The sequence below is a fragment of the Noviherbaspirillum pedocola genome (assembly GCF_016632335.1).
GTDB lineage: Bacteria > Pseudomonadota > Gammaproteobacteria > Burkholderiales > Burkholderiaceae_D > Noviherbaspirillum_A > Noviherbaspirillum_A pedocola.
This window is the reverse complement of sequence record NZ_JAEPBG010000009.1, coordinates 176,801-203,530: the sequence shown is the minus strand read 5'-3', so window position 1 is coordinate 203,530 and position 26,730 is coordinate 176,801. Positions and strand designations below refer to the sequence as shown.

The following is a 26,730-nucleotide window of genomic DNA, read 5'->3' as shown; positions in this document are numbered from 1 at the left end:
CAGTTATGTAGCGACGCCGTGATTCGATCTTTTATCGAACGATATGTCCGATTTTCGCCACAAAGCTGGCTAAATTTGGACTTTCTCAACGGTGCAGCGTGCAAGGCTTCTATGCTGCAGATATCAATTCAGCCGGTTCGAGCTCAAGCGCAACTTTCACATGCGGACGTGCGGCAACGAACCTAAATTTTGCAGGAAATTGGATAGCATCGGTAAAACCTGTCGGCCAAGGACTTTCCGTGGAGCCTTGTTACCCAAGCAGCGTCGGGGTTTCTGGGCTTCGCGTCCAGGTAAGTGGATGAAGAAAGTCCACCATGAACGAATGAATTTGTTTATGATGCCTCATGGAAATTCGTTGATTAGACGCAATACGGGCGTGACTGGAAAGGACAACCATGCTTTATCAATTTCATGAGTTCAATCGCACTCTTCTGAGCCCGCTGGTGCAGTGGGCTGAAGCGTCCTCCAAACTGTTCAGCAATCCGGTTTCCCCGCTCGCGCACACGCCGTTCTCGCAACGTATCGCTGCTGGCTACGAATTGATGTACCGGCTGGGCAAGGAATACGAGAAGCCCCCTTTCGGTATCAAAACCACCGTCGTTGATGGTCTTGAGCTGCCGATCATTGAACAGGTTGCGGTCGACAAGCCGTTCTGCCGTCTGCTGCACTTCAAGAAGGACCTCGACGGCAGCAGCATCACCTCGCTGGAGCAGCCGACCGTGCTGCTGGTGGCGCCCCTGTCCGGACATCATTCGACCCTGCTGCGTGAAACCGTGCGCGAACTGGTGAAGAACCATGATGTGTACATCACCGATTGGACCGATGCGCGCATGGTTCCGGTCTCCGAGGGCCCGTTTCACCTGCACGACTACATCTACTACGTCCAGGATTTCATCCGCCGGCTTGGCCCGGATGTGCATGTAATTTCGGTATGCCAGCCAACCGTGCCGGTATTGGCTGCGATTTCGCTGATGGCGAGCGAAAACGATCCAAAGCTGCCGAAGACCATGACGATGATGGGCGGCCCGATCGACCCGCGCCGATCGCCGACCGAGGTCAACAATCTTGCCACGGAAAAGCCTTTCTCCTGGTTCGAGAACAATGTGATCTATGCGGTGCCACCGACCTATCCGGCATTTGGCCGCAAGGTCTATCCCGGCTTTCTGCAGCATGCGGGCTTCGTCGCAATGAATCCGCAACGCCATGCGCAGAGCCATTGGGATTTCTACATGCATCTGCGCGCCGGCGACAATGAGTCGGCCGAAGAACATCGCAAGTTCTACGACGAATACAACGCGGTGCTGGACATGCCGGCCGAGTATTACCTCGAGACGATCAAGACCGTGTTCCAGGAATTCCGGCTGCCGCTGGGCACCTGGGAAGTCGAGGGCAAGCTGGTGCGGCCGCACGATATCAAGAGCGTCGCCCTGTTCACCATCGAAGGCGAACTCGACGATATCTCCGGCTCGGGCCAAACCGAAGCCGCGCATGATCTCTGCAGCAGCATTCCGCAGCAAAAGAAGCAGCATTTCGTCGCGCCGAAGTGCGGCCATTACGGCATTTTCTCGGGCAGTCGGTGGCGTCAGATCATTGCGCCGAAGATTGGCGAGTTCATTCGCTCGCACGCCTGAGCCTCGAGCAAGCACATAAGCCATCCTGATTGAAGCGGCCCGCAGCAAGCGGGCCGCTTGGCATCTTCCGACGATTGCCGGGATAATGCCGCCATGCCTGAACCATCCCTCTCTTCCGCTACCCTCGCCGACCGGCTGGAAAACCTGCTACCGCAAACCCAGTGCACCAAGTGCGGCTATCCGGACTGCCGCGCTTACGCCAAAGCCATGGCAGCGGGCGCGCCCTGGAATCAATGCCCGCCCGGCGGCAAACAGGGCATTGCGCGCTTGGCCGCGGCGCTCGGCAAGCCAGTCATTCCCCTGAACCCTGCGCATGGTGAAGAACGCTCGCGCGCCGTCGCCCTGATCGATGAATCGCTGTGCATCGGCTGTACGCTGTGCATACAAGCCTGCCCGGTCGATGCCATCGTTGGCGCTGCCAAGCAGATGCATACCGTGCTGCCGGAACTGTGCACCGGCTGCGACTTGTGCGTTGCGCCCTGCCCGGTCGACTGCATTGCGATGATCGAGGTCACACCGGGCCGCACCGGATGGGATGCCTGGTCGCAGGAGCAAGCCGACGCCGCGCGAGCACGATATGTATTTCGGGACATGCGCCTGAAACGCGAGAAGGAAGAGAACGATGCGCGCCTGGCGGCGAAGGCGGCGGCAAAGTTAAAGGCGCTCGAAGCGGAATCCGCATCCAGCCCGGAAGCGCTCGCCGAACAGCAGCGCAAGAAAGCCGTCATCGCCGCGGCAATCGAGCGCGCACGCCAGAAGCGCGAACAGGCCGAGGCGCGGGGCACAGCATGAATCCGGAAAAACGCCGCGAGATCTTTCGCCGCTTTCAGGCAGCCAATCCGCATCCGACCACCGAACTCGAGTACACCACGCCATTCGAGTTGCTGATTGCGGTGATCCTGTCGGCTCAGGCGACCGATGTCTCGGTCAATAAGGCAATGCGCAAGCTGTTCCCGGTCGCGAACACACCGCAGCAAATTCATGCCCTTGGCGTGGACGGCCTGATTCCCCATATCCAAACCATAGGCCTGTACCGTACCAAGGCGAAGAATGTGATTGAAACCTGCCGCCTGCTGGTGGAACGCCACGGCGGCGAAGTGCCGCGCACCCGGGAGGAGCTCGAAGCGCTGCCTGGCGTGGGCAGGAAGACGGCCAATGTGATTCTGAACACCGCGTTTGGCGAGATTGCGATCGCCGTCGACACGCACATCTTCCGTGTCTCCAACCGCACCGGCATCGCACCGGGCAAGAACGTCGAGGAAGTCGAACGCAAGCTGATGAAGGTCGTGCCGCCCGAGTACCGCATGGATGCGCATCACTGGCTGATTCTGCATGGGCGTTACACCTGCACCGCACGCTCGCCGCAGTGCTGGAACTGCATGATTGCCGACATCTGCGATTACCGTCCAAAGACGCCACGGCCGACAAAGGCTGTATAACAAGCGCACATCCTCTGCATGACGCGAAACCCGCTATCAGAGGCGGGGCAAGAGTCGTGCTGGCACCGACGACTACAATGCAGCGTGCCGCAGCCTGCGACCATCAAGCCGGCTCAGTCATCTTCAACCAGATCGAGATCGCAAATGTTCAACCCGTCCCAACACGATGTGCGCCGTTTCTTTTGCGAGGCCCTGCGCAAAGACCGCGCGCATGAAATCCTGACACCACTCGAAGCTATTGCGCGCGACTGGATTGTTCAGCATCCGGAATACGAAGCCGACCTGTCCGATGCACAAGCCGCGCTCGAACGGGATTATCCGGTCGAAGGCGGCAAGGCCAATCCCTTCCTGCATCTGTCCATGCATTTGTCCATCGCGGAACAGCTCTCCATCGACCAGCCGCCCGGCATACGCTCAGCCTATGAGCGTCTGGCGCAAAAGCTCCAATCGGAACACGAGGCACATCACCAGATCATGGAGTGCCTGGGCGAGACGATCTGGAATGCGCAGCGCAGCGGCATGCCGCCCGACAGCGCCGCCTACCTTGACTGCATCCGACGACGCTGAAAGACCAAGCACGGCGGCCCAGACAGGCCCGGACGCATTTAACGCAATCGATGTGCATAAGCGGTTGACAACGCACCACCACAGGCGGGCGCCATTAACGCGCTTTGGATGAAGCTCTATTTTCTGAGGACCAGCGATCCGGGAAGGCTGTTCAGATAGGCAGCGATATTGGCGATGTCCTGGCGTGACAAGGGCTTGGCCTGCGCGCCCATGATCGCATTGCTGCGGCCATTCGGACCATCGCCACCGCGCTGATAGGCTACCAGCGCGTGCTCGAGATAATCGCGATGCTGACCTGCCAGCTTCGGGTAACTCGGATCGATCGGGGTATTGAAGTCTTTGCCGTGACAGGCCGCGCAATTGTATTTTTCGGTGGCGGACTTGCCGGCGTTGACATCGGCGGCATGCGCATGCATGGCCAGCGCCAGGCCCGCGAGGAGAACGGATGCGTACAGTGGGTTCATGAAAACTCCGTCACTTCTGCTGCGAATAATAGGCTGCGACGTCGGCGATATCCTGGTCGGACAGAGAGGACGCAATGCCGCGCATCGTCGGATGCTTGCGCTCGCCCTTCTTGTATGCCTGTAGCGCGCTTTCAATGTACTTGGCGGACTGGCCACCGATCATCGGCACCTGGTACACCTCGGGGAATGAGGCCTTGTAGCCCGGGATGCCGTGACAGCCTATGCAATTGGCGACCTTGTTGATGATGGGGGAACTGGCCGGCGCATCCGCCGCAACGGCGAGCTGAGCCATTCCCGCAAGCGCGAGACATGCAATGAAGTTTTTCATGGTAGCTGGATAGTTGACGCGAAACGGGGCATGCGCGTATGAACTTCTCACTGCTGGACTTCCGACTGCGGCGCATCGCCTTGGCACTTAATGTTTATCTGGCAACCGAGGCCGCCCGATTCTACAGGAAGAGATTTAAAGCGTCCACGCCAGGCAACAGTCATTGAATGCACACCTTCAATTGCGTCCATCGGTACAGCTGCGGCCATGGTGGCGGCCAAGATTGCGCAGAAGCGCACGCGCGCCGCGCGCATAAACACTATCCGGCGCAGCCGTATGGAGCAGCAAGCGAATGCGGCCGACGGCGTCTTCGGGATGACGATGCCGCAGCGCCCAGGCTGAATAGAACAAAGCCGCTTCCAGCAGCGGATGCCGCTCGAGCAGCTCGTTCCAGATCACCAGCGCAGCGTCGCAATTGCCGCAATCAAGCTGCAAGCGCGCCATGCCCAGCCAGAGATCGGGCGTGTGCGGCAGTAGCGCAAAACAGCATTCATACCAACCCAACGCCAGGGCCGGCATTTGCAGCCGCGCATAGAGACGCGCCAGAGCCTTCAGGGACGCACCGAAATGCGCCCCTCCATCCGCGAAAGGGCGCAGCACGAGCACGGCGAGCTCGGCCTGACCATCGGAGATATGCTGCGCCGCCAACTCGAGGGCGGTTTCAAGATCGAAATCCATCAGAGTTCCACCTGGTAGTCACAGCTTCCGGCCTGGCTCCCATGGCCGATGATGAAAATCGCTCGACAAGCCAGCTCCCGTTTGCAAGCGACGATGAAGCCGCTGTAGTAACGCGCCTTCATCTTCAGTTGCGCGACTGAACACCGCGTCCGACCATCGCCGAGGGTCGGACGCTTCAAGCCTTGTTCACCGCATTGTCAAAGGCACGCATTAGCGCCGCGGCGCAGCAGCCAACCGCATCGTTGGCCTCGTCGATGACCTTTCCCATCAGGATGAATCCGTGAATCTGCCGCTCGAAGCAGACATAGCTGACCCGGTTACCCGCCTCGGACAGGCGCTGCGCATACTGCAAGCCCTCGTCGCGCAGCGGGTCATAGCCGGCAGTGAGCACCAGCGCTGGCGGCAGACCTTTCAGATCGGGATGCAACAGCGGCGAAGCGCGCCAGTCGAGGTCATGGCGCCGGTCGTCGATGTAATGGTCATGGAACCAGGCGATGGTATCGGCGGTAAGCAGGTAGCCCTGTCCATTGCGCGCATGCGAAGGCGCGACGGCGCGCATGTCGGTGGCCGGATAGATCAGCAGCTGATAGGCGAGCGCGGGAGCACCGGCATCGCGAGCCGCCAGCGCGACCACCGCCGCCAGATTGCCGCCGGCGCTGTCGCCGCCGACCGCGATGCGCGATGCATCCAGGCCAAGCGCAGTGGCTTCGCGCACAACCCAATTCAGCGCCGCAATGCAATCCTCCGCTGCGGCGGGGAAACGATGCTCGGGGCCCATGCGGTAATCCACCGCGAGCACGGCGCAACCGGCGCCGTTGGCAAGCTGACGGCATAGCGTGTCATGGGTATCGAGATCGCCGATCACCCAGCCGCCGCCATGAAAGAACACCAGGGCTGGCAGCACCGCGTCTTTGCTGACGCCGACAGGCCGCAGCATGCGCAGCGGGATGGGGCCGTGCGGTCCCGGCGCCTGCAATTCCCTCGCCTCACCAATCGGCGGCGGCTCGGGCTGCGTGGCCGCGCGGCGTTCGCGGTAATACCGCCTGGCGTCCGCCGGGCTGAGCGTGTGGGTCGGTGGAATGCCGCGCTGCTCGATCAGGTCGAGAAGCGCGCGCGCCTGTGGGTCAAGCATGATGTGTCCTCCCTATTGTTTTGTTCAGGCCGATTCGAACCGAGTATAGCGAGCAAAGCATGCGCAGCATCCAAGAATGCGCAAGCTGGGCTGCCATAATCAAAGCCATCAAGGCAAGGAGGACCAACCATGGCAATCAGTACGCAGCGACTGGAAGAGCTGCTTTCGGCGCTGCATGCGCTCAAGGCCAGACTGGAAGCGGATTCGCACAGCCCGGATGCGACTATTTCGGAAGACGATCCGCTGCTGCGCATGGCGCAGGCCTGCGAATTCCCGCTGCCGACCACGCCAACGCGCAGAAATCTCACCGAGGAAGTTGAGCGCAAGATCGAGAATGCGACAGTGCTGATGCAGCGTGCGCGCGCGCATGAAGCCCTTTCCGCCGATGAACAGGCCGCAGCCGACCAGGAAAACAGCTTCATGGAACAGGACTACCGCGACTCGCCGGCACAGTAGCGCTGCGGCCGAAAGCGATCAGCTCAGGAGCGCCCCTCGCGCCTCCGGTCTTGCGCGCCGGATGTCTGCGCCAGCGTCGCAACCGGCGCATCGCCGCGCTGCGGAAGCAGATACGTCGCCGGCGCGGCAAGGAAGCGCCGCAGTATTGCGCGCAGGATCCGACGCCGTGCGCGGCGCGGCAGGCCGCGCGCATGCATGGCCAGGGACAATGCGCAGACAAAGGCCACGGCAACGTTGAACACGCCCGTGACCAGCACGCCCGCCGCCGCAAGCCAGAATGCCGGCTCCAGCAGCACGCTCCATCCCACCGCGCTGGCGGCCGCGATCAATTGTCCGGCGGCCAGTGTGACATGCCGCATTTCCAGCGGCAGACCGAAAAAGTTCGCCAGGGTCGGTGTCAGGCCGAAGAGCAGCGCCAGCGCCAGATTGCCGGCGATGTCGGCGACATGGCGCTCCATCCACCTGGCCAGACGTCGCGCGCGCAGGCTGCCGAGCGCATAGACCAGCCGACGATGGCAGGCCAGCGCCTCGCGCATGCGACGCAAGGCGAACCAGTTGTCCGCCAGCCCCGAGAACAGCGCAGCGAGCCAGATCAGCACGCCGGTAAGGACCGCATACAGAGGCGTCGGGCCGATGAGCGATAGCGCATCGATTTCGGACTGCGCCGTGTGTGCATTCAGCAGCCGGACACCGCCGATCCAGGCCAGCGCCGATGCGGCCAGCAACAGCACCGGCGTCAACGCGAGCAGATTCCCGAGCACCGCCCCGGCCTGACTGCGCAACAGCATGGCGACTTCGGTCAGCAGCGCGCGCAAGCCGTCCGACGTATCAAGCGCACCCATGCGCGCGGCCAGCGCCGGCGCAGTCAATGCCGGTTGCCGCGCCGCGAGCACGCCGCCGAGCGCGGAGATGAGCAGAAAGCCGGTGCCGAGATTTGCCGCGGCGAGCAAACCATCAAAGAACTTCGGATGAGCGACTCCCGGAAGCAGCCGCTGCGCCAGTAGCATCACCGCGCACACAATGCCGCCGACCGCGCCGGCGCGCAGCATCGCACGGTACTGGATGGCATCACGCGCGATGCGCACATCGCCGTTGCGGCTCTGGCGCTCGGCAAGCTTGCGCGCCAGCAGCGAAAAGCCGCGCTTGGGCAAACCGAGCAGGGTTGCATTCTGGCCGTGATGGAGCCGGATCAGCTCACCCAGCAGGGTTTGCGCCGCATGACCACTCTCCTGCGCCACGGCCGAACGCAGATCGATCAATCGCGCCATCCGGCTCAATTGCGCGCGCATACGCTCGAGGTGGTAGACCAGGCTCAGCGAAACGCCGTGCTCATCCAGGTCGGCATAGATCTTGTCGGTCTGGGCGCTGCAGACGGCGATCAGCATGCGCACGCCGCGCAAGGCGCCCGCATCGTTCGGGCTGGCGGCCAGATACGTTTCCAACTCGCGGCGCAGCGTCATGAACGGCGAAGCGCGCACCGGCATGCGCGGCATCAGGCGTGCCTGGAATTCCGAGCTTAGCCCGGTGGCGAGCACCATGGACATCAACAGCATCAGCGCTTCATCGACCTGCTGCAGATACGCATGCGCGATGCCGTCGTCGGCGATGAGCCGCCACAGGCGATCGAGGGTCGTCGCGTCCAGGCCAAGCAGCCAGTCGGCGTCCGCCGGATCGGGAAACATTGCGACCAGCAAGGCAGAAAGTTTGCGCTGCGCCGGCGAGCGCGGCAGCAACAGACCCGTGGCGCGCTGCCACAGCGCACCCAGGAAGGCCGGCTCGCAAGGCATGCCGGTGTCGGTGAACAGCTCAGGTCCGACCGCTTCGCGCAGCGTTTTCTGTATCGTGGTGCGCACCAGGCGCCGCACATCGCGATGCGCATCGAGCCAGTCCAGCAGATAGCGGGTGCGCTGGTGGCGGGCGCGGCGAATGACGCCCTCTTCCCGCGGCGAAGGCTGCGGCTCATGGCGCAGCCATTCGGCCACATCGCTCATCCAGTTGGCGCGCTCATGCCAGGAAGCAAAGGGATTGGTCCTTCGCATCAGCACATCTACCTGGGAAGCGTATTGCAGTTGACGCCTGGCCGGCGAACCGCGACGGAACCTGCGCCACATCGCGCAAGCCCGTAGAAAGAACATCTTCATGCCTATCCCTGAAGTCCATTGATCCGTAGCGAAGTCCACCAATCGGCATTGCCGAAAAGCGAACACCCGTCCGGTTTTTCTCGCTTATACTCGCCCTTTGTTATTCTTCATGACGGCGAGACAAGATGCGACCAGACAACCGGTTCGAAGGTTCCCAAAGTTACGTAGCCACCGATGACCTCAAGCTCGCAGTAAATGCGGCGATGACGCTGCAGCGCCCGCTGCTGATCAAGGGCGAGCCGGGCACTGGCAAGACCATGCTGGCCGAGGAAGTCGCGGCGGCGCTCAACATGCCGCTATTGCAATGGCATGTCAAGTCCACCACCAAGGCCCAGCAAGGCTTGTATGAATACGATGCGGTGTCGCGTCTGCGTGATTCGCAGCTTGGCGACGAGCGTGTCAAGGACATCCACAACTACATCGTCAAGGGCGTGCTGTGGCAAGCCTTCACCGCCAACGAGCAGGTGGTGCTGCTGATCGACGAGATCGACAAGGCCGACATCGAATTCCCGAACGACTTGCTGCGCGAACTCGATCGCATGGAGTTCTATGTGTATGAGACACGCGAGATGGTGAGCGCGAAGCATAGGCCGCTGGTGATCATCACTTCCAACAATGAAAAGGAATTGCCGGACGCCTTCCTGCGCCGCTGCTTCTTCCACTACATCAAGTTTCCGGATCGCGACACGATGGCGCAGATCGTCGATGTGCATTTCCCGAACGTGAAGAAGGAATTGCTGGCCCAGGCGCTGCAGACCTTCTATGAAGTGCGCGATGTGCCCGGGCTAAAGAAGAAGCCGTCGACATCCGAACTGCTGGACTGGCTCAAGCTGCTGCTGGCCGAAGACATTCCACCGGAAGCGCTGCGCACCAAGGACCCGAAGAGCGCGGTGCCGCCGCTGCACGGCGCGCTGCTGAAGAATGAACAGGATGTGCACCTGTTCGAGCGCCTGGTATTCATGTCGCGCAACAACCGCTGATCGCATGTCCTTCATCGAGCCGATCACGCTGACCGGGCGCCATGCGCTGCTGGAACCGCTGACCGAGTCGCATCATGATGCGCTGGTCACGGCGGTTGCGGATGGCGAGCTGTACAAGCTCTGGTACACCTCGGCGCCGCCACCGCAAGCCATGCGCCCGTGGATCGCCGCGGCGCTGGCCATGCGCGAGCAGGAAGGCGCCCTGCCCTTTGTCATTCGCGATGCAGGCAATGGCAGAGTGCTCGGCTCGACGCGATACTTCCATGTCGATGCAAACAACCGGCGCGTCGAAATCGGCCACACCTGGCTGGCGCAAAGCGCGCAGCGCACCGGCGTCAATACCGACGCCAAGCTGCTCCTGCTCACGCATGCCTTCGAAACCCTGAGATGCATCGCAGTTGAATTTCGTACCCATTTCATGAACCGGCAATCGCGTGCCGCAATCGAACGCCTGGGCGCAAAGCAGGATGGCGTGCTGCGCAATCATCAACGCCTGGCCGATGGCACGCTGCGCGACACCGTGGTGTTTTCCATCATCGAATCCGAATGGCCGACGGTGAAGCGCCATCTCCAATACCTGCAGCAACGGTAGGACATCATGCTGATCGATTTCTTTTTCACCCTGAAAGACGCGAAGATCCCGGTTTCGATCAAGGAATTCCTGATCCTGCTCGAAGCGATGCAGAAAGGAGTCATCGCGCCCTCGCTGGACGAGTTCTATTACCTGTCGCGCATGACCTTGGTAAAGGACGAAGCGCATTACGACAAGTTCGACAAGGCATTTGGCCTGTACTTCAAGGGCATCGACGCGGTGTTCGAAAAGAATCCTGACATTCCGCTGGACTGGCTGATCAAGCGCTTGGAGCGCGAACTCACGCCCGAACAGATCGCGCAGATCGAGAAATTCGGCTACGACAAGCTGATGGATCGCCTGAAGGAACTGCTGGCTGAGCAGAAGGAACGCCACGAAGGCGGCAGCAAGTGGATAGGCACCGGCGGCACCTCGCCGTTCGGCAATGGCGGCAAGAACCCGGAAGGCATACGCATCGGCGGCGAAGGCGGCAACCGCTCGGCCGTCAAGGTCTGGGAAGCGCGTGCCTATCGCGACTACGACGGCGAACGCGAACTCGGCACCCGCAACATCAAGGTCGCGCTGCGCCGCTTGCGCCGCTTTGCCCGCGAGGGCGCGGATGAGGAACTGGCGCTGGACGACACCATCCGCGCCACCGCCAACAATGCCGGCTATCTCGACATCCGCATGCAGCCCGAGCGCCGCAACAACATCAAGGTGCTGATGCTGCTCGACGTCGGCGGCACGATGGACGACCATATCGCCCGCACCGAGGAATTGTTCTCGGCCGCGAAAAGCGAATTCAAGAACATGGAGTTCTACTACTTCCACAACTGCGTCTACGACTACCTGTGGAAGAACAACCGCCGCCGTCACGCCGAACGCTTCCCGACCTGGGACGTGCTGCGCAAATACACGCCGGACACGAAAGTAATCTTCGTCGGCGACGCCACGATGAGCCCGTATGAGATCCTGCAGCCCGGCGGCTCGGTGGAATACAACAACGAAGAAGCCGGCGCCGAATGGCTGCAGCGCTTCACCCATGCCTTCCCGAAATTCCTGTGGCTCAATCCCGAACCGGAAGGCTTGTGGCAGTATCGGCAATCGATCAGCATCATTCGGCAGATCATGAATGACCGGATGTTTCCGGTGACGATCGATGGGCTGGAGCGCGCAATGCGCTTGCTGAGCAAATAACGCCGCGGCCTGCAATGGCCGGGCGTTTCTCCTGAATTCCTCGCGCCGGTTGCGAACAGGCTCTTCCCGACGCGTTGCGCGCAGTTGATCCTTCTAAATCCTTGAGCACGTCCGCTCGTCACTCGGCTGATACTCATCAGCGATTGTTACGGAACAAGATTCGTCGATTTGACACTACCGACTCCGAGTTTGCAATCGAAGAGTCTGCGTTCCAAGTTCAGCTGACGAGCAGCCCTGGCAGCATCGCTGTACTGCCACATCGATAAGCGGTCGTATCGTCCCGCTCAACGCTTGTGCATGCAAAGTATGGCGAAGGCTACGCAGACGCTTTCTCAACACAAGGAGGAAAGATGCTACGCCTTACCAACAGGGTCACCACGACTAGCAGCCATGAAAGGTCCCCGCGATCCGGAATACACCGTGCCGGATCACGCGCATCGAGATACGAGGCCTGGAATGGCACGACCGCATTCCGCGCAGGCTATGCATCCAGCGCACGCTTTGCATCCGGTGTAAAAACTTCGACTCGCCGGTTTTCTTCAGACTCAAACGCGCGTGTACTGCAAGGCGAAAGAAAACTGGACAGCGTTTACGACAACATTGCGCATCACAAGGGGGATTCCCCTTACGAGCCAACGAAATCCGACCCTGCTTCCGCCACGCATATCTACAAGGAAACGAGCAAAAAGTTCGAAGCGATCGACGGGATGTTGCTGGACGCGCTTAATCTTAAGCGCGCGGAAGGCGCCGGCAATCTGTTTAAACGCGCGGAAGGCGCTGGCAATCTGCTGACCAGCTTTCATTCCATCAGCAATTCGGAGAAGGTGTTTTTGTGCACGGGTTCAAACTGCACCGACGGGAAGCCGCAACTGGACGGCCCGCTGGGAACAGCCTTGCTCGCTCATAGCCTCTATGAATTGCACAAGGTACCCATCGTCCTGGCAGACCGCACGAATACCGCACTGGTGCGAGAATTGCTGGGCAAGCTTAACCCGACTGCTGCGGAATATATTCGCTATGTGGAAATCAATGCGGTCAACGGCATGCTGGTCAAAGCGATCGGGGGCCTGATCGATACTCATTCTCCCGACGCTGTCGTGCATATCGGTACACCTGGAAGAACTGTCAAAGGGCTGTATCACGATGCCGACGGCAATTACGTCGGCGAGTACAACATGGCGATTGACCAGGCGATGAATCTCGCCAATGCCCTGGGGATCATGACCATCGCCCTGGGCCATTCCGCCACACAGGCTGGCATGAAAGGCATAGAGGTCAAACCCACCAACACCGACAAGCATGCCGGCTTGCGCGCATCGCACCAGGTGATCAGTCAGAGTGCCACCAGCGGTGCTCTGGCCCTCGGATCGTTGCTCGTTGCTGCTTACAAGGAAGTTTCCCTTTGCACGCCGAAAAAGGTCAAGGAGATGCTGGAGGCCGGAAAACGAGCCCGGAGCAGCGATGCTTTTGTCGCCAAGCCAGTGGCAGGACTCCGAGGCGATAATTCTGCTCCGATCTCCAGGAAGAACTCGGCGGCGTTTCTCAAGAAAGAGGACGAACGCCTGGCGAACGCGACAAAAATTTTCGGCGAGCTGCAGTCGATCATTCGCGAGGAACGCATGCTATGGCCGCAAACCATCGAGGAACAATACTTGTATGGTCCCAGGCAGCGCTACGTCTTTGCCGTCGATTCAAGCGATGGCGTGCTGGTGGCTGCAAAACCCTTCGCGGAGCGGGTTCGCGCCAGGTCGCGGTTTGTACTCAATATGCTTCTGGTCGCTGACCACGCGAAAGCGCCTTATGGAGAGCTAGATGACGCGACGCGCGACGAGCGCGTGTACTCAATGATGCGCTATACGATCAAGCAAGGTAAGGAACGCGTCTTCGTCGTCATGATGTGCAATACCGCATGCCTGGCGGACCTCGATCGCATAAAGAAGCGCATTGTCGACGAATTGAATATGGAGGCAGGCGAACGCGGAGTGGAACTCGATATTCACATCATTGACCTCATCGAAAACACTGCCGGCGCCATCGTCGCCCGAGGTGGCCACAAGGTTGTACTGCTGTCGACTGAAGCAACGGCCAAAAACGAAAGGTATCCGGAGGAGATTCGCAAGGCAGCGGCAGAGAAGGGAGTGCTGCCGCCGACAGTCATCCGCATTGGTTGCGGCGAGAAGAATAACCCGGCAATGAAAGAAAAGGATTGGGCCAGCTTGGTCAATGCAGGTATCTACAAGGTGGATCTCAACAGTCCGACCGGCATGATGCTGGAGTTTGAAGTCAACCGTTATGTCGATCAGATACCGCTGGACAGCACTGCAGTATTCCTCTGCTGCACCCACTTCCCGGCGCTCAGGCATATGGTCGACGCTCGCCTCAAAGAGCGACTCAAAAGAGCCGGGATGACCCACACTATTCCGGTATTCGATCCGATGGAGGATCAGGCCGATGCGCTGATCGAGAAGCTGTATGAGGTCGGCAAAGACGAGAGATCGGCCTACTCGTCGATGCCGCAATTCACGATACATACGACAGGATCCGAGACCAAGGTCAGGATTTCGGCCATGAATCACGGACTCGACCAAGCTGTCGTTCAAAACGTCGACTTCGATGCGGGTATATCGAAGAAGCGAGAGCATGCCAGCGCGAGCCCGGCCGGGAATAAGAATGCAGCAGCCGCCCCGCCGGAAAAACCGCTGCCCGTGGGTACGGAAGCGCGCGACTCATGACTACGGAGCGCGCTTCTGCGCATCGTAAGCCGTTGGATTTCCACCAATCATCCTGAGGTCACCATGTTAAGTACCTGCATCAGTCGCCAATCCGGAAGGTCGCGCCTTACTGCTACGCACGTCCGCCATAAACCTGCGCGGCCTGTTCCGCGCCCTAACCTGAGCGCACGTTTCCTCCACGTTGGCACCATGCTGTTGTTCCCGAAGACGGGAATTGTCTTCACCAAGGCGGTCCGCGACGAAGTCGCTGCCCGCCTGAAGATCACGGACCCACCGACGCTGAAAAGCGTTGACGCGCTTCGCAATATCTACAAGCAGACGACCCTTGATGTTGCGAGCAAGCTTGATCAACTTCTGGTGATCGACAAGAAGCGTCGGATGCATATCGGCAAGGGCGGGGAGACGCAGGATGTCCAAGACGGGCAACACCTGCTCGCGGCGCTGGATATTCTGCTGGAAGCCAACAAGGTCATGGTCGTCGCGGGTAAGAACACCGCTACTGGCCGGGTGCAGCCGAATGGCGCGGTAGCGGCAGCGCTATTCATGGATGTACTGAACCGTGTCAAGAAAGTGCCGGTTCTGGTATCCGATGAGATCAACTACAAGTTGACACGCTGCCTGCTTACCCCCATCAATCCGCAATGCGCCCGTTACGCCGCGCATGAAACATTCCATGCCGTCAATGGAGAGCTGGTGCGTCAGCTTGCCGACGCTATCCAGACGCATCAACCCGATGCCGCCATCTTCATCGGCATCCCCGGGCGCAACAGCGTGAAAAACTACGTCGACGGGTCGGGCAATCATCTTGAAGAGTTTAACGTCGCGTTCGATCAGGCCCTGGAGCTTTGTCACCGAGTGGAATTGCCGACCATTGCCATCTGCAGCGATGCAAGCCATGCCGGCATGGCCAACATTTCCTTCTCGTCGAAAGAAGAGAAAAACGATACAGCGCGAACAATCATGGGCGCTCAATGTACAGTCTTCGCGGAAGATGTGGCGATGGGTGCAGTGGCGCTATCCGAATTGATTGCGCGCGCCTATCTCGAGGATTCGATTTGCGACGCGGCGGGGCTCGAGGAATTGATCAAATCAGCGAATAAGAAAACTGAGGATGCCGCATTCAAGGCGCGGCAGGTACGCCATACCTTCAGGCATCGGCATCAGAAGGAAGCGCCGCCTACAGCGATGAAACCTGATTCCTACGTGACCAAGCTGAAAGAATTCAAGCAGGCCATCGACAAAGGCGAGCTGGTGTGGGCACAGGACGGGGTCGAGCATTTCCGGGCCTATGGGCCAGAAGTCAAATATCTCGTGCTCTACGATTCCAGCGATGGCGCGCTGATTGCAATGAAAGACTTTCTTGGCTATCTGAATGCCCGATCGCCCTTTGTGTTCGACACCACGATCGTGACTGACCATGCGAAAGCAAGTTATGGCGATCGCGGCTGCGAACTGTTTACCGTTGTCGTCGACGGGATTCACTATGCCGCCAAGCTCAATGCGGATGGCATTGTCATGCTCTGCAATACCGCATGCTCAAAGAGTCTGCAGAAGGCGATTGAAATCGTCAGATTGAAGCTTGGCAAGGACATTCCCGTGGAAGTGATCAACCTGATCGAGACTACCGCGGAAGCCATCGTCAAATATGGCGGCGAGTGTCCGGTCATCCTGTCCACGCAGGGAACCGCCGAAAACGGCGCCTACCAGGCTGCAGTGGAGAACGCGGCGAAGAAGTTGGGCGTACCGGTACCGAAGCTCACCGTGGTGGCCTGTGGAGATCGCAAAAACCCCCTGTACAACGGCTTCGATCTGGCCAGGATCATTAACGAAGGCTATCTTGAAAACCCGAATTCCAACAATGGAATGATGTCATTGAATGCCATGCGCCACTACTGCAGCCATGTGCCAGTGAATGCCACGGCGGTCTTCATGTGCTGCACGCATTTTCCCGCCCTTCGGGATCAGATAGCGAAAATCATCGGCGAGTACTGGGCTCCGCTTGGCAGGACGGGCCAGGTTCCACTGATCGATCCAGTAAAGTACCAGGCCGACAAGACAGCACATTTCCTTGTAACAAGCGTATCGGAGAAAAAGCGCGAGCATCGCCAGCCCCTAGCCGACAACAAGCACTTCCTCCCCAAGGTGGAAGTCCATACCACAACGGGGAATACCGACAAGGTCAGGAATGCGGTGAATAAATACAGCAAGGACATGGACGTGCTAAACGAGTATCTGAAAGCGGACATTTCCAATGTGGAAGATTTTTCAGATGAAGACAATGCGCAACACGGTACCGAGAAACCGCCGAAAGCGCCTGATAACGAGACCGAGGGCATTCGGGTTACCAGAGTGCACTTCGAGAAAGTCCCACTCAAGGAGCTCGCAGCCGCAGTAGGCGTCAATGAATTCGGGGATGAGATCAAGAAAGACGAGTCCGTTCCCGCCTCCTAGGCATTGCCGTGTGTCCAGAAGGCTGCGATATGGCTCTGCCTCTCCCGCCGAGCTCAATCAATGGCCGCCAAGCATGGTCGCGTTGTCCGCTTCTCCCGGCAACGCGACCATGAACGCATGAGTATATTGCTTGCCGCAAATACTGGATATATATACAGATACTTCTGCTATAATCCTTCATCTCCGGCACCAGCACGCCGCCTTGATTCCGCCCCGACCGCCGCAATTTCATTACAATGCACGCATTTTGCCGCCGGCGGCTTCAAGAATCGCCGGCTCGGCGTCTGAACGGTCCGAACGAATTCCAGGGTTTATCCTCCGCATGGCCACCAAAAAAGCACGCATTTCCGATTACAGCGAATCGTCCATCCGGGTCCTCAAAGGCCTGGAGCCGGTCAAGCAGCGTCCGGGCATGTACACCCGCACCGAGAATCCGCTGCACATCATCCAGGAAGTCATCGACAACTCCTCCGACGAAGCGCTCGGCGGCTACTGCCGCAATATCGTCGTCACCATGCGCGCCGATGGCGGCATTAGCGTCGATGACGATGGGCGCGGCATCCCGGTTGGCATGCATCCCGAGGAGAAAGTGCCGACGGTGGAAATCGTGTTCACCCGCCTGCATGCGGGCGGCAAGTTCGACAAGGGAAGCGGTGGCGCGTATTCCTTCTCGGGCGGCTTGCACGGCGTCGGCGTGTCGGTCACCAATGCGCTGTCGACGCGGCTGGACATCGAAGTCTGGCGTGAAGGCCGGGCGCACCACCTCGCCTTCGCCGACGGCGACCTGATCGAAAAACTCACGTCCCGCGCGCTGACCCGCGACGACAAGAAATCCGGCACCCGCGTCACCGCCTGGCCGAACCCGAAGTATTTCGACTCCGCCACCATCCCGCTGGCTGACCTGCAGCGCCTCTTGCGCTCGAAGGCAGTGCTGCTGCCCGGCGTGAAGGTCACGCTCGTCAACGAGCGCACCGGCGAATCCCAGACCTGGCAATACGACCAGGGCCTGCGTGGCTACCTGACCGAAACCTTGGCCCAGGGCTCGGGCGCCGAACTCGTGATCCCGCTGTTCGAAGGCGAGCAGTATGCCGGCGCCGATGCCGAAGGCTTTGCCGAGGGCGAAGGCGCGGCCTGGGTCGTGGCCTGGACCGAGGAAGGCAATGTGGTGCGCGAGTCCTACGTCAACCTGATTCCGACGCCGGCCGGCGGCACCCATGAATCCGGCCTGCGTGAAGGCTTGTTCGGCGCGGTCAAGAGCTTCGTCGAGATGCATTCGCTGCTGCCCAAGGGCGTGAAGCTGCTGCCGGAAGACGTGTTCGCCCGCGCTTCCTTCGTGTTGTCGGCCAAAGTGCTCGATCCGCAGTTCCAGGGCCAGACCAAGGAGCGCCTGAATTCGCGCGACGCGGTGCGCCTGGTGTCGACCTTCAGCCGCCCGCCGCTGGAGCTGTGGCTGAACCAGCACGTGGACTATGGCAGGAAGCTGGCCGAACTCGTCATCAAGCAGGCGCAGAGCCGCCTGCGCTCGGCGCAGAAGGTCGAGAAGAAGAAGTCTTCGGGCGTGGCCGTCTTGCCGGGCAAGCTCACCGATTGCGAATCCAGCGATGTGTCGCGCAATGAACTCTTCCTGGTCGAGGGCGACTCCGCCGGCGGCTCGGCCAAGATGGGCCGCGACAAGGAATTCCAGGCCATCCTGCCCCTGCGCGGCAAAGTGCTGAACGCCTGGGAAACCGAGCGCGACCGGCTGTTCGCCAACAATGAAATCCACGACATCGCGGTGGCCATCGGCGTTGATCCGCATGGCCAGAACGACGAGCCGGATCTGTCCGGCCTGCGCTACGGCCGCATCTGCATCCTGTCGGATGCGGACGTGGACGGCTCGCACATCCAGGTGCTGCTGCTGACGCTGTTCTTCCGCCATTTCCCGAAGCTGATCGATCGCGGCCATATCCACGTCGCGCGTCCGCCACTGTACCGGGTCGATGCGCCGGCGCGCGGCAAGAAGCCCGCGCAAAAGCTGTATGCGCTGGACGATGGCGAACTCGAAGCCATCGAGGACAAGCTGCGCAAGGACGGCATCAAGGAAGGCGGCTGGTCGATTTCCCGCTTCAAGGGCCTGGGCGAGATGAGCGCCGAGCAGTTGTGGGAAACCACGATGAACCCGGATACCCGGCGCCTGTTGCCGGTCGCGCTGGGCGACTACAACCTCGCGCAATCCGAAGCCCGTTTCAACATGCTGATGGGCAAAGGCGAAGCGGCATCGCGGCGCAGCTGGCTTGAAGAGCATGGCAACGAGGCCGAGGCCGATATCTGATGCGCCTGTTCCGTCTCCTCTGTGGCTTGTCCTTCGTCTGCGCAGCGGGCCTTGCCCATGCCGACGTCTATGGCTACATCGACGAGGCGGGCAATGCGCATTTCGCCGCGGAACGGCTGGACGAGCGCTATCAGCTATTCCTGCAGGGAGATGCGAGTTTCGACTCGAGCAAATTATCCGCGCCGCGCGCTGCCGCCTCTGCAGCGGCGGCCACCGCGCCAGCCTGGCTGACGCAGCATCCGGCTCTGCGTAAATACGAGCCGTTGCTGGAAGCAGCGGCGCAGGAATACGCGATTGACCTGCCGCTGTTGAAGGCGGTCATGGCGGCCGAATCCGGCTTCAATGCCGACGCAGTATCGCCCAAGGGCGCGATCGGCCTGATGCAGGTGATGCCGGCCACCGCCGAGCGCTACGGTCTGCAGACCGACCGCAAGAAAACCGTGGAGCAAAAGCTGGCCGATCCGAAGACGAACATCCGCCTGGCCGCGCGTTATCTGCGCGACCTGATGCACAGGTTCTCCGGCGAACTTGCGCTGGTGCTGGCTTCGTACAATGCCGGCGAAGGCGCGGTAGAGAAGTACCGCAACCAGGTGCCGCCCTATCCCGAGACCCGCAATTACGTGAAGCTCGTGACGCAGTTCTACCGGGTCTTTCAACCGGCGCAGGCGGCCGCGGCCGCGCCGGAACAGCAGCCACGGCGGGTTTTCCTGACCATACCCGGCCGCGCCAACATGCCCGCACCACAGACACAGCAATACTGAGCAAGACTAGCCATGACTGAACAAGCCAATCTGTTTGAAGCCGCGCCCTCGAATGACGGCGATGCCCTGACGCTCGCCACCTTTGCCGAGCGCGCCTATCTCGATTACGCGGTGTCCGTGGTCAAGGGCCGCGCGCTGCCGGATGTCTCCGACGGCCAGAAGCCGGTGCAGCGTCGCATCCTGTTCGCAATGAACGAGCTCGGCCTGAACGCCACCTCCAAGCCGCGCAAGTCGGCGGCCGTGGTCGGCGATGTGCTGGGCAAGCTGCATCCGCATGGCGACCAGTCGGTGTACGACGCGCTGGTTCGCATGGCCCAGGACTTCTCGCTGCGCTACCCGCTCATCGATGGCCAGGGCAATTTCGGCTCGCGCGACGGCGATGGCGCCGCGGCGATGCGCTATACCGAAGCGCGCCTGACGCCGATCGCCAAGCTGCTGCTTGATGAAATCAACATGGGCACGGTGGATTTCCAGCCGAACTACGACGGCACCGCCGAAGAGCCGAAGCAATTGCCGGCGCGCCTGCCGATGGTGCTGCTCAATGGCGCTTCCGGCATCGCCGTTGGTCTGGCTACCGAGATCCCGTCGCACAACCTGCGCGAAGTGGCGCAGGCGGCGGTGGCAATGATCCGCAATCCCAAGCTCACGCATGAAGAACTGATGGCCATCATTCCCGGCCCGGACTTTCCCGGCGGCGGACAGATCATCACCTCGGCCGCGCAGATCGGCGAAATTTATGCGTCCGGCCGCGGCAGCGTGAAGGTGCGCGCGCGCTGGAAAATCGAAGACCTGGCGCGCGGCCAGTGGCAAGCGGTAATCACCGAGCTGCCGCCAGGCACCTCGTCGCAAAAGGTGCTGGAGGAAATCGAGGAACTGACCAATCCGAAGGTCAGGCTCGGCAAGAAGGCGCTGTCGGCGGAACAGCTGGCGATGAAGCAAACCATGCTGACGATGCTGGACACGGTGCGCGATGAATCCGGCCGCGATGCGCCGGTGCGCCTGGTGTTCGAGCCGAAGACGCGCAACCAGAGCCAGGCCGAGTTCATGAACACGCTGCTGGCCCACACCTCGCTGGAATCGAATGCAGCGGTGAACCTGGTGATGATCGGCGGCGACGGCCGGCCGCGGCAGAAGCCGCTGCTGCAGATTCTGCGCGAATGGATAGATTTCCGCTTCGCCACCGTCACGCGCCGCACGCAGTTCCGGCTGCAGAAGGTGGATGACCGCATTCACATCCTCGAAGGCCGTGAAGCGGTGCTGCTCAACATCGACAAGGTCATCAAGATCATCCGCGAGTCGGATGAGCCGAAGCCGGCGTTGATGACCGCCTTTAGATTGTCGGACCGCCAGGCCGAAGACATCCTCGAAATCCGGCTGCGCCAGTTGGCGCGCCTGGAAGCGATCAAGATCCAGCAGGAGCTGGCCGAACTGCGCAAGGAAAAGGCGACGCTGCACGACCTGCTGGACAACCCGTCGTCGATGAAGCGCCTGGTCATCCGCGAAATCGAGGCCGACGGCAAGGCGTATGGCGATGCGCGACGCACGCTGATCGAAGAAGCCGAGCGCGCCAGCGCCGAGCAGAAGATCATCGACGAGCCCGTCACGGTAATCATTTCGCAGAAGGGCTGGGTGCGCGCCCGCGGCGGCCATGGTCATGACGCGGCCCAATTTACCTTCAAGGCCGGCGACAGCCTGTATGCCGCCTTTGAATGCCGCACTGTCGACAATGTGGTTGCGCTCGGCTCCAACGGCCGCTCGTATTCGGTGCCCGTCACCGCCCTGCCCGGTGCGCGCGGCGATGGCGTGCCGATCACCACGCTGGTCGATGTGGCCAGCGGCAGCCGCCTGCTGCACTACCATGCCGGCCCGGCCGACACGCCGCTGCTGCTGGCTTCCAGCGCCGGCTTTGGCTTCGCCGCGAAACTCGGCGACATGGTCAGCCGCAACCGCAACGGCAAGGCCTTCATGACGCTGGATGGCAAGGACGAGCCGCTGCCGCTGAAACTGATCGCGGCCAATGCCAGTGCGGTGGCTTGCTTGTCGGAGAAAGGCAGGCTGCTGGTGTTCGGCATGGATGAAGTGAAAGCCCTGACCGGCGGACGCGGCGTGATCTTCATGGAGCTGGAGCCGAACGAAAAGCTGCTCGCAGTCCAGCCGATCAGCCAGCGCGGCGTCGTCGTCACCGGCATCGGCCGCGGCGCCAAGGCGCAGGAATTGCCACTGTCGGCAAGCGCGCTGGCACCGCACATCGGCAAGCGCGCACGCAAGGGCCGCGTGCTGGAAGGAACGCGCATCAAGGCGGCGGACCTGGCCGCGCAATAAGCAGCGCGTGCCTCGTCACGCAAGCGCGGCGTACCTCGTAGTACAAGCGGCGCTTACCTCGAGAGATAAGCGCCGCTTGTCATCATTTCCATTATGGCGACGGGCTGTTGTCGTCGCCATTCGGGGCGCTCCGCAGGCAGGCGTCGATGCAGACTGCACGAGATATATGCTGCCATGGGATCAACTTGCCGCCGCGCGCCGATGAGGCGCATTACCATGCATACTCTGTCGCCGTCTTGCCGACCTTGTCCCTTACCGATGTCGCATGCCGCGTCGTCAACAGGAGAATCGCCAGGCTCATCGAGCACAGCGACTGAAGCGAGAAGCGCGGACAGGGACGGCCGTGTTATCGGATTCGCGTTCATGGGGATAAGCAATGGATGGGCAGCGTGACACGCGCCGTATAGCGCCCGATGCAGGTGTTCGCTTATTAGCCTCGCGATCCAGCGAGGTTCCGTGTTGTCGTCGCTCAGGCGATGGTGCCAATCGAAAGACAGTGCCGCACGATCCGGGGTAGAACGTGCGGCAGGTTCATGTCCACCGGCCTTCACGGCCAGTGGCTGCGCGTGCGCCATCACGCTGTGGCAGGCATGAATGCGGATCACAGAAAGCACTATTCGTCATCATTGGCTCACTCAACGGCGCGCTTACGATTGCTGTCCCGCATTCCACCGGGAGTTCAGCCAGCTCAGGCCAATCTGCGGGATGCCTCGTGGCCGAGTACCGGATCGGCGCGTCGTTTTTCCTGTATGCAGAAGCATGGACACTTCCAGCAATGAGCGTTCCGGCGGCACGCCGCATGAAGCAGCCCGTTCATGACCAGGCCGCATGCCTTCTTTACAGCATTGAGTATTCATCCAAGCCGCTACCGATTTTGACGTCGCGTGACGCCGCACTAACAGGCTGCCCGGTGCTCGAATCCGGCTCGATGATCGAAGGTGCCGATTCCCACCAACGATCAGACACTCGGCTCTCGGTGGACGAAAAGTCATCACGCTCATCGGCTGGCGTGTCGAAGAGGAAGTGCAGATGGGAAATTAGCGCATCGCGGCGCGATCCCTCTGCGTCCATTTTTCCTGTCGACGCGCCTTGCGCGCGGCTCGTATCCTCCAAGAACTCGCACAATCGCGTGTGCTGTGCTTCGTTGCCCTGCGTGGCCGCAAGCAGGCGAGTCACATCTTCGGGATGCGCAGCGAATTCGCGGCGTAAGGCCTCGCATAGACCAAACCGCTTGTTTGAACTATCCCACTCCAGCGCCACGAGCAGCAACGCGCGGTTCTGACGTAGCGCCGGCGCGATCCGGTCACACCATTCCGCGTCGGTGGAACCGTAGCGGCCCGTGTAATCCAGATACTGGCGCAGGCTTTCCGGCGATCCTTCCCCGTTGCGAACTTCCCGCAGGAAAGCGACATGCCAGCGCTGCATGGCCAGGTATCCCGCGCCGCAATCGCTTGCGCCCATGTACCCAGCCTTGCGCATTGCCAGGTCGTGCGCTGCGGGATAGGCCTCGGCCAATGCCAGTAGCTCGTCTATCCGTACCCGCGCGGTGCGCGTGAGGATCATGTTGGATAGCTTGTCATCGAGGCCCTGCTCTTCCTCGCATGTGTCCTGCTGTCCGCGCATGGCTTCCAGCAAGGCTGCCCGGTCCCGGTCCGAACCGCTGATGCGAACCGCCTCGTGCCGCCCGGACTCAAGGTTTTCCATGACTGTAGCCATCGATGCCTGCTCATCGTCGCGCGGCGCGCCGATCTTCAGTGGCGCATCGAAATCGGCGCCACCACAATAAATGGTGTCGCCGGCGACACGCATTGCATGCGCGGCCATGTCGATGGCCTTGATTGCACCCGGCTTCTCCCCGTGCTGCGCGATGGCATCGCAGATGCCGTTTGCCAGCGAGCACAGCGTATGCATGGCAACTCCCTTGCAGGAGCCATGGACAATGAAATTGCCGCGATTCCAATCCGCCTCTTTCTGCTGAACTTCCGCCGCGAGGGACCCGCCCGCGGAGCTGTGCAGATGGGCGATGCCATGCCAGCCCGGTACCTGCGGTCCCGGTGGCAGGTCAGCCGGCGGCGTGCGCAGCCAGGAAATGAATGCGCCCGTTTCCCTTGGTTCGTCAGTGGCACATAGCGCGACGTGATGTCTACCATCCGGTCCGTGAACGCCGCCACGCGCGCTGATGAGTACCTGCGCGCTTGGGCCAAGCTTGCCACTGCGGTACCAGTCGCTCTTGGTTCGTTCCATGTCTTTCTGGCTCATGCCCGCCGTTTCCATTACCTCCAGCCGCAAGCCAAGCTGTTGAGCATGCTCGCGTATTGCCTGTATATCCGCATCGTTCTGCTGAGGTCCCCAGATAACAAGGAGGTGAGCTGCCGGATTTTCGCTTTCGGGCAATGCGTCAGATATGGTGGAGGTCGCTGCGGCAGGTGAGGCACTGTTCGACGGCGCAAGGGGCAGCGATGGGGGTAAGAAATTTCTCTGTGCAAGGGGCAGGGGAAAAGCCATGGTGAATGTCCTCTTTCCGGAGTTGAGTTGCTGACCCGCGTTTATTCACCATTACCTGCCTGTGCGTTCCCGCCGAACGAAAATTCGAGCACAAGCCCCCCTATGCGCGGGAACCAGAGAAAGATGGGGAGGAAAGGATGGAAGAAAGGAGATAACGGCCGAGAACAAAGCGCGGCGGCCCTGCCCGGCCGCCGCGAGAAAGAACGTCAGCAGCGCGCTGCGATCAGCCGGCCCAGGGTGGCCACGCCTTCGCGTATCTTCTCCGGCGGCACCGTGACGAAGCTCAGGCGCAAGGTATTGGAAGCCGGTGCGTTCGCATAAAACGGCGCGCCCGGCACGAAGGCCACATTGTTGGCCACCGCTTCCTCGAGCAGCGCCATGCTGTCGATGTGCGCGGGCAGATTGACCCAGATGAACATGCCGCCCTGCGGCCGGGTCCAGGTCGCGCCGGCGGGGAAATGCTCGGCCAGCGCATCAAGCATCACGCCGCATTGCGCCGCATAGAGTTTCCTGATCGTCGGGATGTGCTCCTTCAGGAAACCATCCTTCACCACTTCATGCACCACCATCTGCGTGATCTGCGCGGTATGCAGGTCAGTAGCCTGTTTGGCCTGCTCGAGCTTGCGGATCAGCGGCAGCGGCGCGACCACGTAGCCCAGGCGGATGCCTGGCGTGAGCACCTTCGAGAACGAGCCCATGTAGATCACGCCGCCCGGGTTCATTGTCAGGAGCTTGGGCAGCGGCTCGCCGTTGTACGACAGCGCGCCGTAGGGATCGTCCTCGATCAGCGGCACGCCCAGGCGTGCGCAGGTGTCGACCAGCGCGACGCGACGCTCAAGCGTCATGCTGCGGCCGGTGGGGTTCTGGAAGTTGGGCAGCGAATACAGGAGGCGCGCGCCCTGCCCCACGTCGGCCAGGTGCGACGGCACCAGGCCATCGTCATCGGTGGCCACCGACACGAATTGCGGCCGATACACCGAGAAGGCTTGCAGCGCGCCGAGATAGCTGGGCGTTTCCACCAGCACGCGGTCGCCTTCGTCGATCAATACCTTGCCCAGCAGGTCCAGGCCCTGCTGCGAGCCGGACAGCATCAGCACCTGCTCGGGCAGGATGTGCACGCCGTCGGTGGACAGCGAATCGGCGATCCAGGCGCGCAGCGGCGCATAGCCATCGCTGGGGCCGTATTGCAGCGCGGTCTTGCCCTCGCGTGTCAATACCGATTCATACGCGGCCTGCATGCGCTCGACCGGAAAGGTCAGCGGCGACGGCAGGCCACCGGCGAAGGAAATGATCTCCGGCCGCATCGTGATCTTCAAAATTTCACGGATGGCGGAGCTTTGCAGTTGTTCGGCGCGATCGGAGAAGCGCCAGGTCATCGGGGAAAGAGATTCGGGTTTCATGCTTTGCTTTCGCGGCTCAGGCGATCTCCGCGATCATTTCGATTTCGACGCAAGCGCCGAGGGGTATCTGGGCCACGCCGAAGGCCGAGCGCGCATGGCGGCCGGCTTCGCCAAAAACATCGACCAGCACTTGCGAAGCGCCATTGGTGACGAGGTGATGTTCCTTGTAGTCGGGCGTGGAATTGACCAGGCTGGTCAGCTTGACGATGCGCTTGACGCGGTTCAGATCGCCGCCGCAGGCTTCGCGCAGCGTGGCCATCAGATCGATCGCCACGGCGCGCGCGGCCTGCGCGCCTTCGTCGGTATGCAGGTCGCGGCCCAGCTGTCCAACCCAGACCTTGCCATCCCGCTTCGCAATGTGCCCGGACAGAAAGACCTGATTGCCGCTCTGCACATACATGACATAGGCAGCGGCCGGCTGGGACAAGGCCGGCAGGACGATGCCCAGGGCATCGAGTTTTTCTTGGATGGACATGGACTGCTCCGGATGGGAAGCGGCGCGAGCGCGCCTGTGATGAATCGGGGAAAGCCGTGATTCTACCCGCAAAGCCGGAATTGCCGCGAACGCGCATCGGTTTGCACTCTTGAAACCCTCGGGCACAGCCCCATATGCCGCTGCGTTCGGAAGTGAGTAGCGAATACGCGCTGCTTCCCCTTGTCAACA

Annotated in this window: 21 protein-coding genes; 13 read left to right on the top strand and 8 right to left on the bottom strand. The window is 61.0% G+C overall.

Annotated features, from left to right (window positions below; translation table 11 throughout):
* Positions 1-395 precede the first annotated feature (395 nt).
* The 4 genes from JJB74_RS20225 to JJB74_RS20210 all read left to right on the top strand — a co-directional run bounded on the left by JJB74_RS20225 (position 396) and on the right by JJB74_RS20210 (position 3,637).
* Positions 396-1,631 carry a polyhydroxyalkanoate depolymerase gene (locus JJB74_RS20225; protein WP_200594878.1) on the top strand — a complete coding sequence of 412 codons (1,236 nt, stop codon included), beginning with the start codon at positions 396-398 and terminating at the stop codon, positions 1,629-1,631.
* Positions 1,632-1,724: 93 nt separating this feature from the next.
* Entirely contained in the window at positions 1,725-2,423 is a 699-nt protein-coding gene (gene rsxB / locus JJB74_RS20220) for an electron transport complex subunit RsxB (protein ID WP_200594877.1), read from the top strand.
* Positions 2,420-3,070 (top strand): endonuclease III, encoded by a 651-nt coding sequence (nth, locus tag JJB74_RS20215; protein ID WP_200594875.1) that lies wholly within the window; start codon positions 2,420-2,422, stop codon positions 3,068-3,070. Before rsxB ends, nth begins: the two co-directional genes overlap by 4 nt.
* A gap of 144 nt (positions 3,071-3,214) precedes the next feature.
* Positions 3,215-3,637 carry a DUF1841 family protein gene (locus JJB74_RS20210; RefSeq protein WP_200594873.1) on the top strand — a complete coding sequence of 141 codons (423 nt, stop codon included), beginning with the start codon at positions 3,215-3,217 and terminating at the stop codon, positions 3,635-3,637.
* A gap of 116 nt (positions 3,638-3,753) precedes the next feature.
* On the opposite strand, the gene JJB74_RS20205 is transcribed toward JJB74_RS20210, so the two are convergent.
* The 4 genes from JJB74_RS20205 to JJB74_RS20190 all read right to left on the bottom strand — a co-directional run bounded on the left by JJB74_RS20205 (position 3,754) and on the right by JJB74_RS20190 (position 6,239).
* Complete coding sequence (locus JJB74_RS20205) at positions 3,754-4,101, bottom strand: c-type cytochrome (RefSeq protein ID WP_200594871.1); 348 nt, start codon at positions 4,099-4,101, stop codon at positions 3,754-3,756.
* Positions 4,102-4,111: 10 nt separating this feature from the next.
* The gene (locus JJB74_RS20200; protein ID WP_200594869.1) at positions 4,112-4,429 is read right to left on the bottom strand and encodes a c-type cytochrome; all 318 of its coding nucleotides are present in this window, start codon (positions 4,427-4,429) and stop codon (positions 4,112-4,114) included.
* Positions 4,430-4,606: 177 nt separating this feature from the next.
* On the bottom strand, positions 4,607-5,107 hold the full coding sequence (locus JJB74_RS20195; RefSeq protein WP_200594868.1) for a tetratricopeptide repeat protein: 501 nt from the start codon (positions 5,105-5,107) through the stop codon (positions 4,607-4,609).
* Between the two features lie 175 nt (positions 5,108-5,282).
* The gene (locus JJB74_RS20190; RefSeq protein ID WP_200594866.1) at positions 5,283-6,239 is read right to left on the bottom strand and encodes an alpha/beta hydrolase; all 957 of its coding nucleotides are present in this window, start codon (positions 6,237-6,239) and stop codon (positions 5,283-5,285) included.
* 129 nt (positions 6,240-6,368) lie between these two features.
* Between JJB74_RS20190 and JJB74_RS20185 the strand changes: the two genes are divergently transcribed.
* Positions 6,369-6,695, top strand: a complete 327-nt coding sequence (locus JJB74_RS20185) for a hypothetical protein (protein WP_200594864.1) — start codon at positions 6,369-6,371, stop codon at positions 6,693-6,695.
* 23 nt (positions 6,696-6,718) lie between these two features.
* Here JJB74_RS20185 and JJB74_RS20180 read toward each other — a convergent pair whose 3' ends face one another.
* A complete protein-coding gene (locus JJB74_RS20180; RefSeq protein WP_200594862.1) occupies positions 6,719-8,836 on the bottom strand; it encodes a preprotein translocase subunit TatB in 2,118 nt (705 codons plus the stop codon).
* Between the two features lie 125 nt (positions 8,837-8,961).
* On the opposite strand from JJB74_RS20180, the gene JJB74_RS20175 reads away from it, so the two are divergent.
* The 8 genes from JJB74_RS20175 (at position 8,962) to parC (ending at position 22,161) form a co-directional block, all read left to right on the top strand.
* On the top strand, positions 8,962-9,816 hold the full coding sequence (locus tag JJB74_RS20175) for an AAA family ATPase (protein WP_200594860.1): 855 nt from the start codon (positions 8,962-8,964) through the stop codon (positions 9,814-9,816).
* Positions 9,817-9,820: 4 nt separating this feature from the next.
* Complete coding sequence (locus JJB74_RS20170) at positions 9,821-10,408, top strand: GNAT family N-acetyltransferase (protein ID WP_200594858.1); 588 nt, start codon at positions 9,821-9,823, stop codon at positions 10,406-10,408.
* A 6-nt stretch (positions 10,409-10,414) separates the two neighbouring features.
* Complete coding sequence (locus tag JJB74_RS20165; RefSeq protein ID WP_200594857.1) at positions 10,415-11,584, top strand: vWA domain-containing protein; 1,170 nt, start codon at positions 10,415-10,417, stop codon at positions 11,582-11,584.
* A 350-nt stretch (positions 11,585-11,934) separates the two neighbouring features.
* Positions 11,935-14,316, top strand: coding sequence for a glutamate cyclase domain-containing protein (locus JJB74_RS20160; protein ID WP_200594855.1), 2,382 nt, complete (start codon positions 11,935-11,937; stop codon positions 14,314-14,316).
* 189 nt (positions 14,317-14,505) lie between these two features.
* Complete coding sequence (locus tag JJB74_RS20155; RefSeq protein ID WP_200594853.1) at positions 14,506-16,767, top strand: glutamate cyclase domain-containing protein; 2,262 nt, start codon at positions 14,506-14,508, stop codon at positions 16,765-16,767.
* 322 nt (positions 16,768-17,089) lie between these two features.
* Positions 17,090-19,078, top strand: coding sequence for a DNA topoisomerase IV subunit B (locus tag JJB74_RS20150; protein WP_200594851.1), 1,989 nt, complete (start codon positions 17,090-17,092; stop codon positions 19,076-19,078).
* The gene (locus tag JJB74_RS20145) at positions 19,078-19,839 is read left to right on the top strand and encodes a lytic transglycosylase domain-containing protein (RefSeq protein WP_200594849.1); all 762 of its coding nucleotides are present in this window, start codon (positions 19,078-19,080) and stop codon (positions 19,837-19,839) included. Before JJB74_RS20150 ends, JJB74_RS20145 begins: the two co-directional genes overlap by 1 nt.
* 12 nt (positions 19,840-19,851) lie before the next feature.
* Positions 19,852-22,161, top strand: a complete 2,310-nt coding sequence (parC, locus tag JJB74_RS20140; protein ID WP_200594847.1) for a DNA topoisomerase IV subunit A — start codon at positions 19,852-19,854, stop codon at positions 22,159-22,161.
* Positions 22,162-22,998: 837 nt separating this feature from the next.
* Here the strand turns inward: parC and JJB74_RS20135 are convergent.
* The 3 genes from JJB74_RS20135 to JJB74_RS20125 all read right to left on the bottom strand — a co-directional run bounded on the left by JJB74_RS20135 (position 22,999) and on the right by JJB74_RS20125 (position 26,541).
* The gene (locus JJB74_RS20135; RefSeq protein ID WP_200594845.1) at positions 22,999-24,420 is read right to left on the bottom strand and encodes a hypothetical protein; all 1,422 of its coding nucleotides are present in this window, start codon (positions 24,418-24,420) and stop codon (positions 22,999-23,001) included.
* Positions 24,421-24,872: 452 nt separating this feature from the next.
* A complete protein-coding gene (locus JJB74_RS20130; protein WP_200594843.1) occupies positions 24,873-26,066 on the bottom strand; it encodes an aminotransferase-like domain-containing protein in 1,194 nt (397 codons plus the stop codon).
* A 16-nt stretch (positions 26,067-26,082) separates the two neighbouring features.
* On the bottom strand, positions 26,083-26,541 hold the full coding sequence (locus JJB74_RS20125) for a RidA family protein (protein ID WP_200594841.1): 459 nt from the start codon (positions 26,539-26,541) through the stop codon (positions 26,083-26,085).
* Between the last annotated feature and the right edge of the window lie 189 nt (positions 26,542-26,730).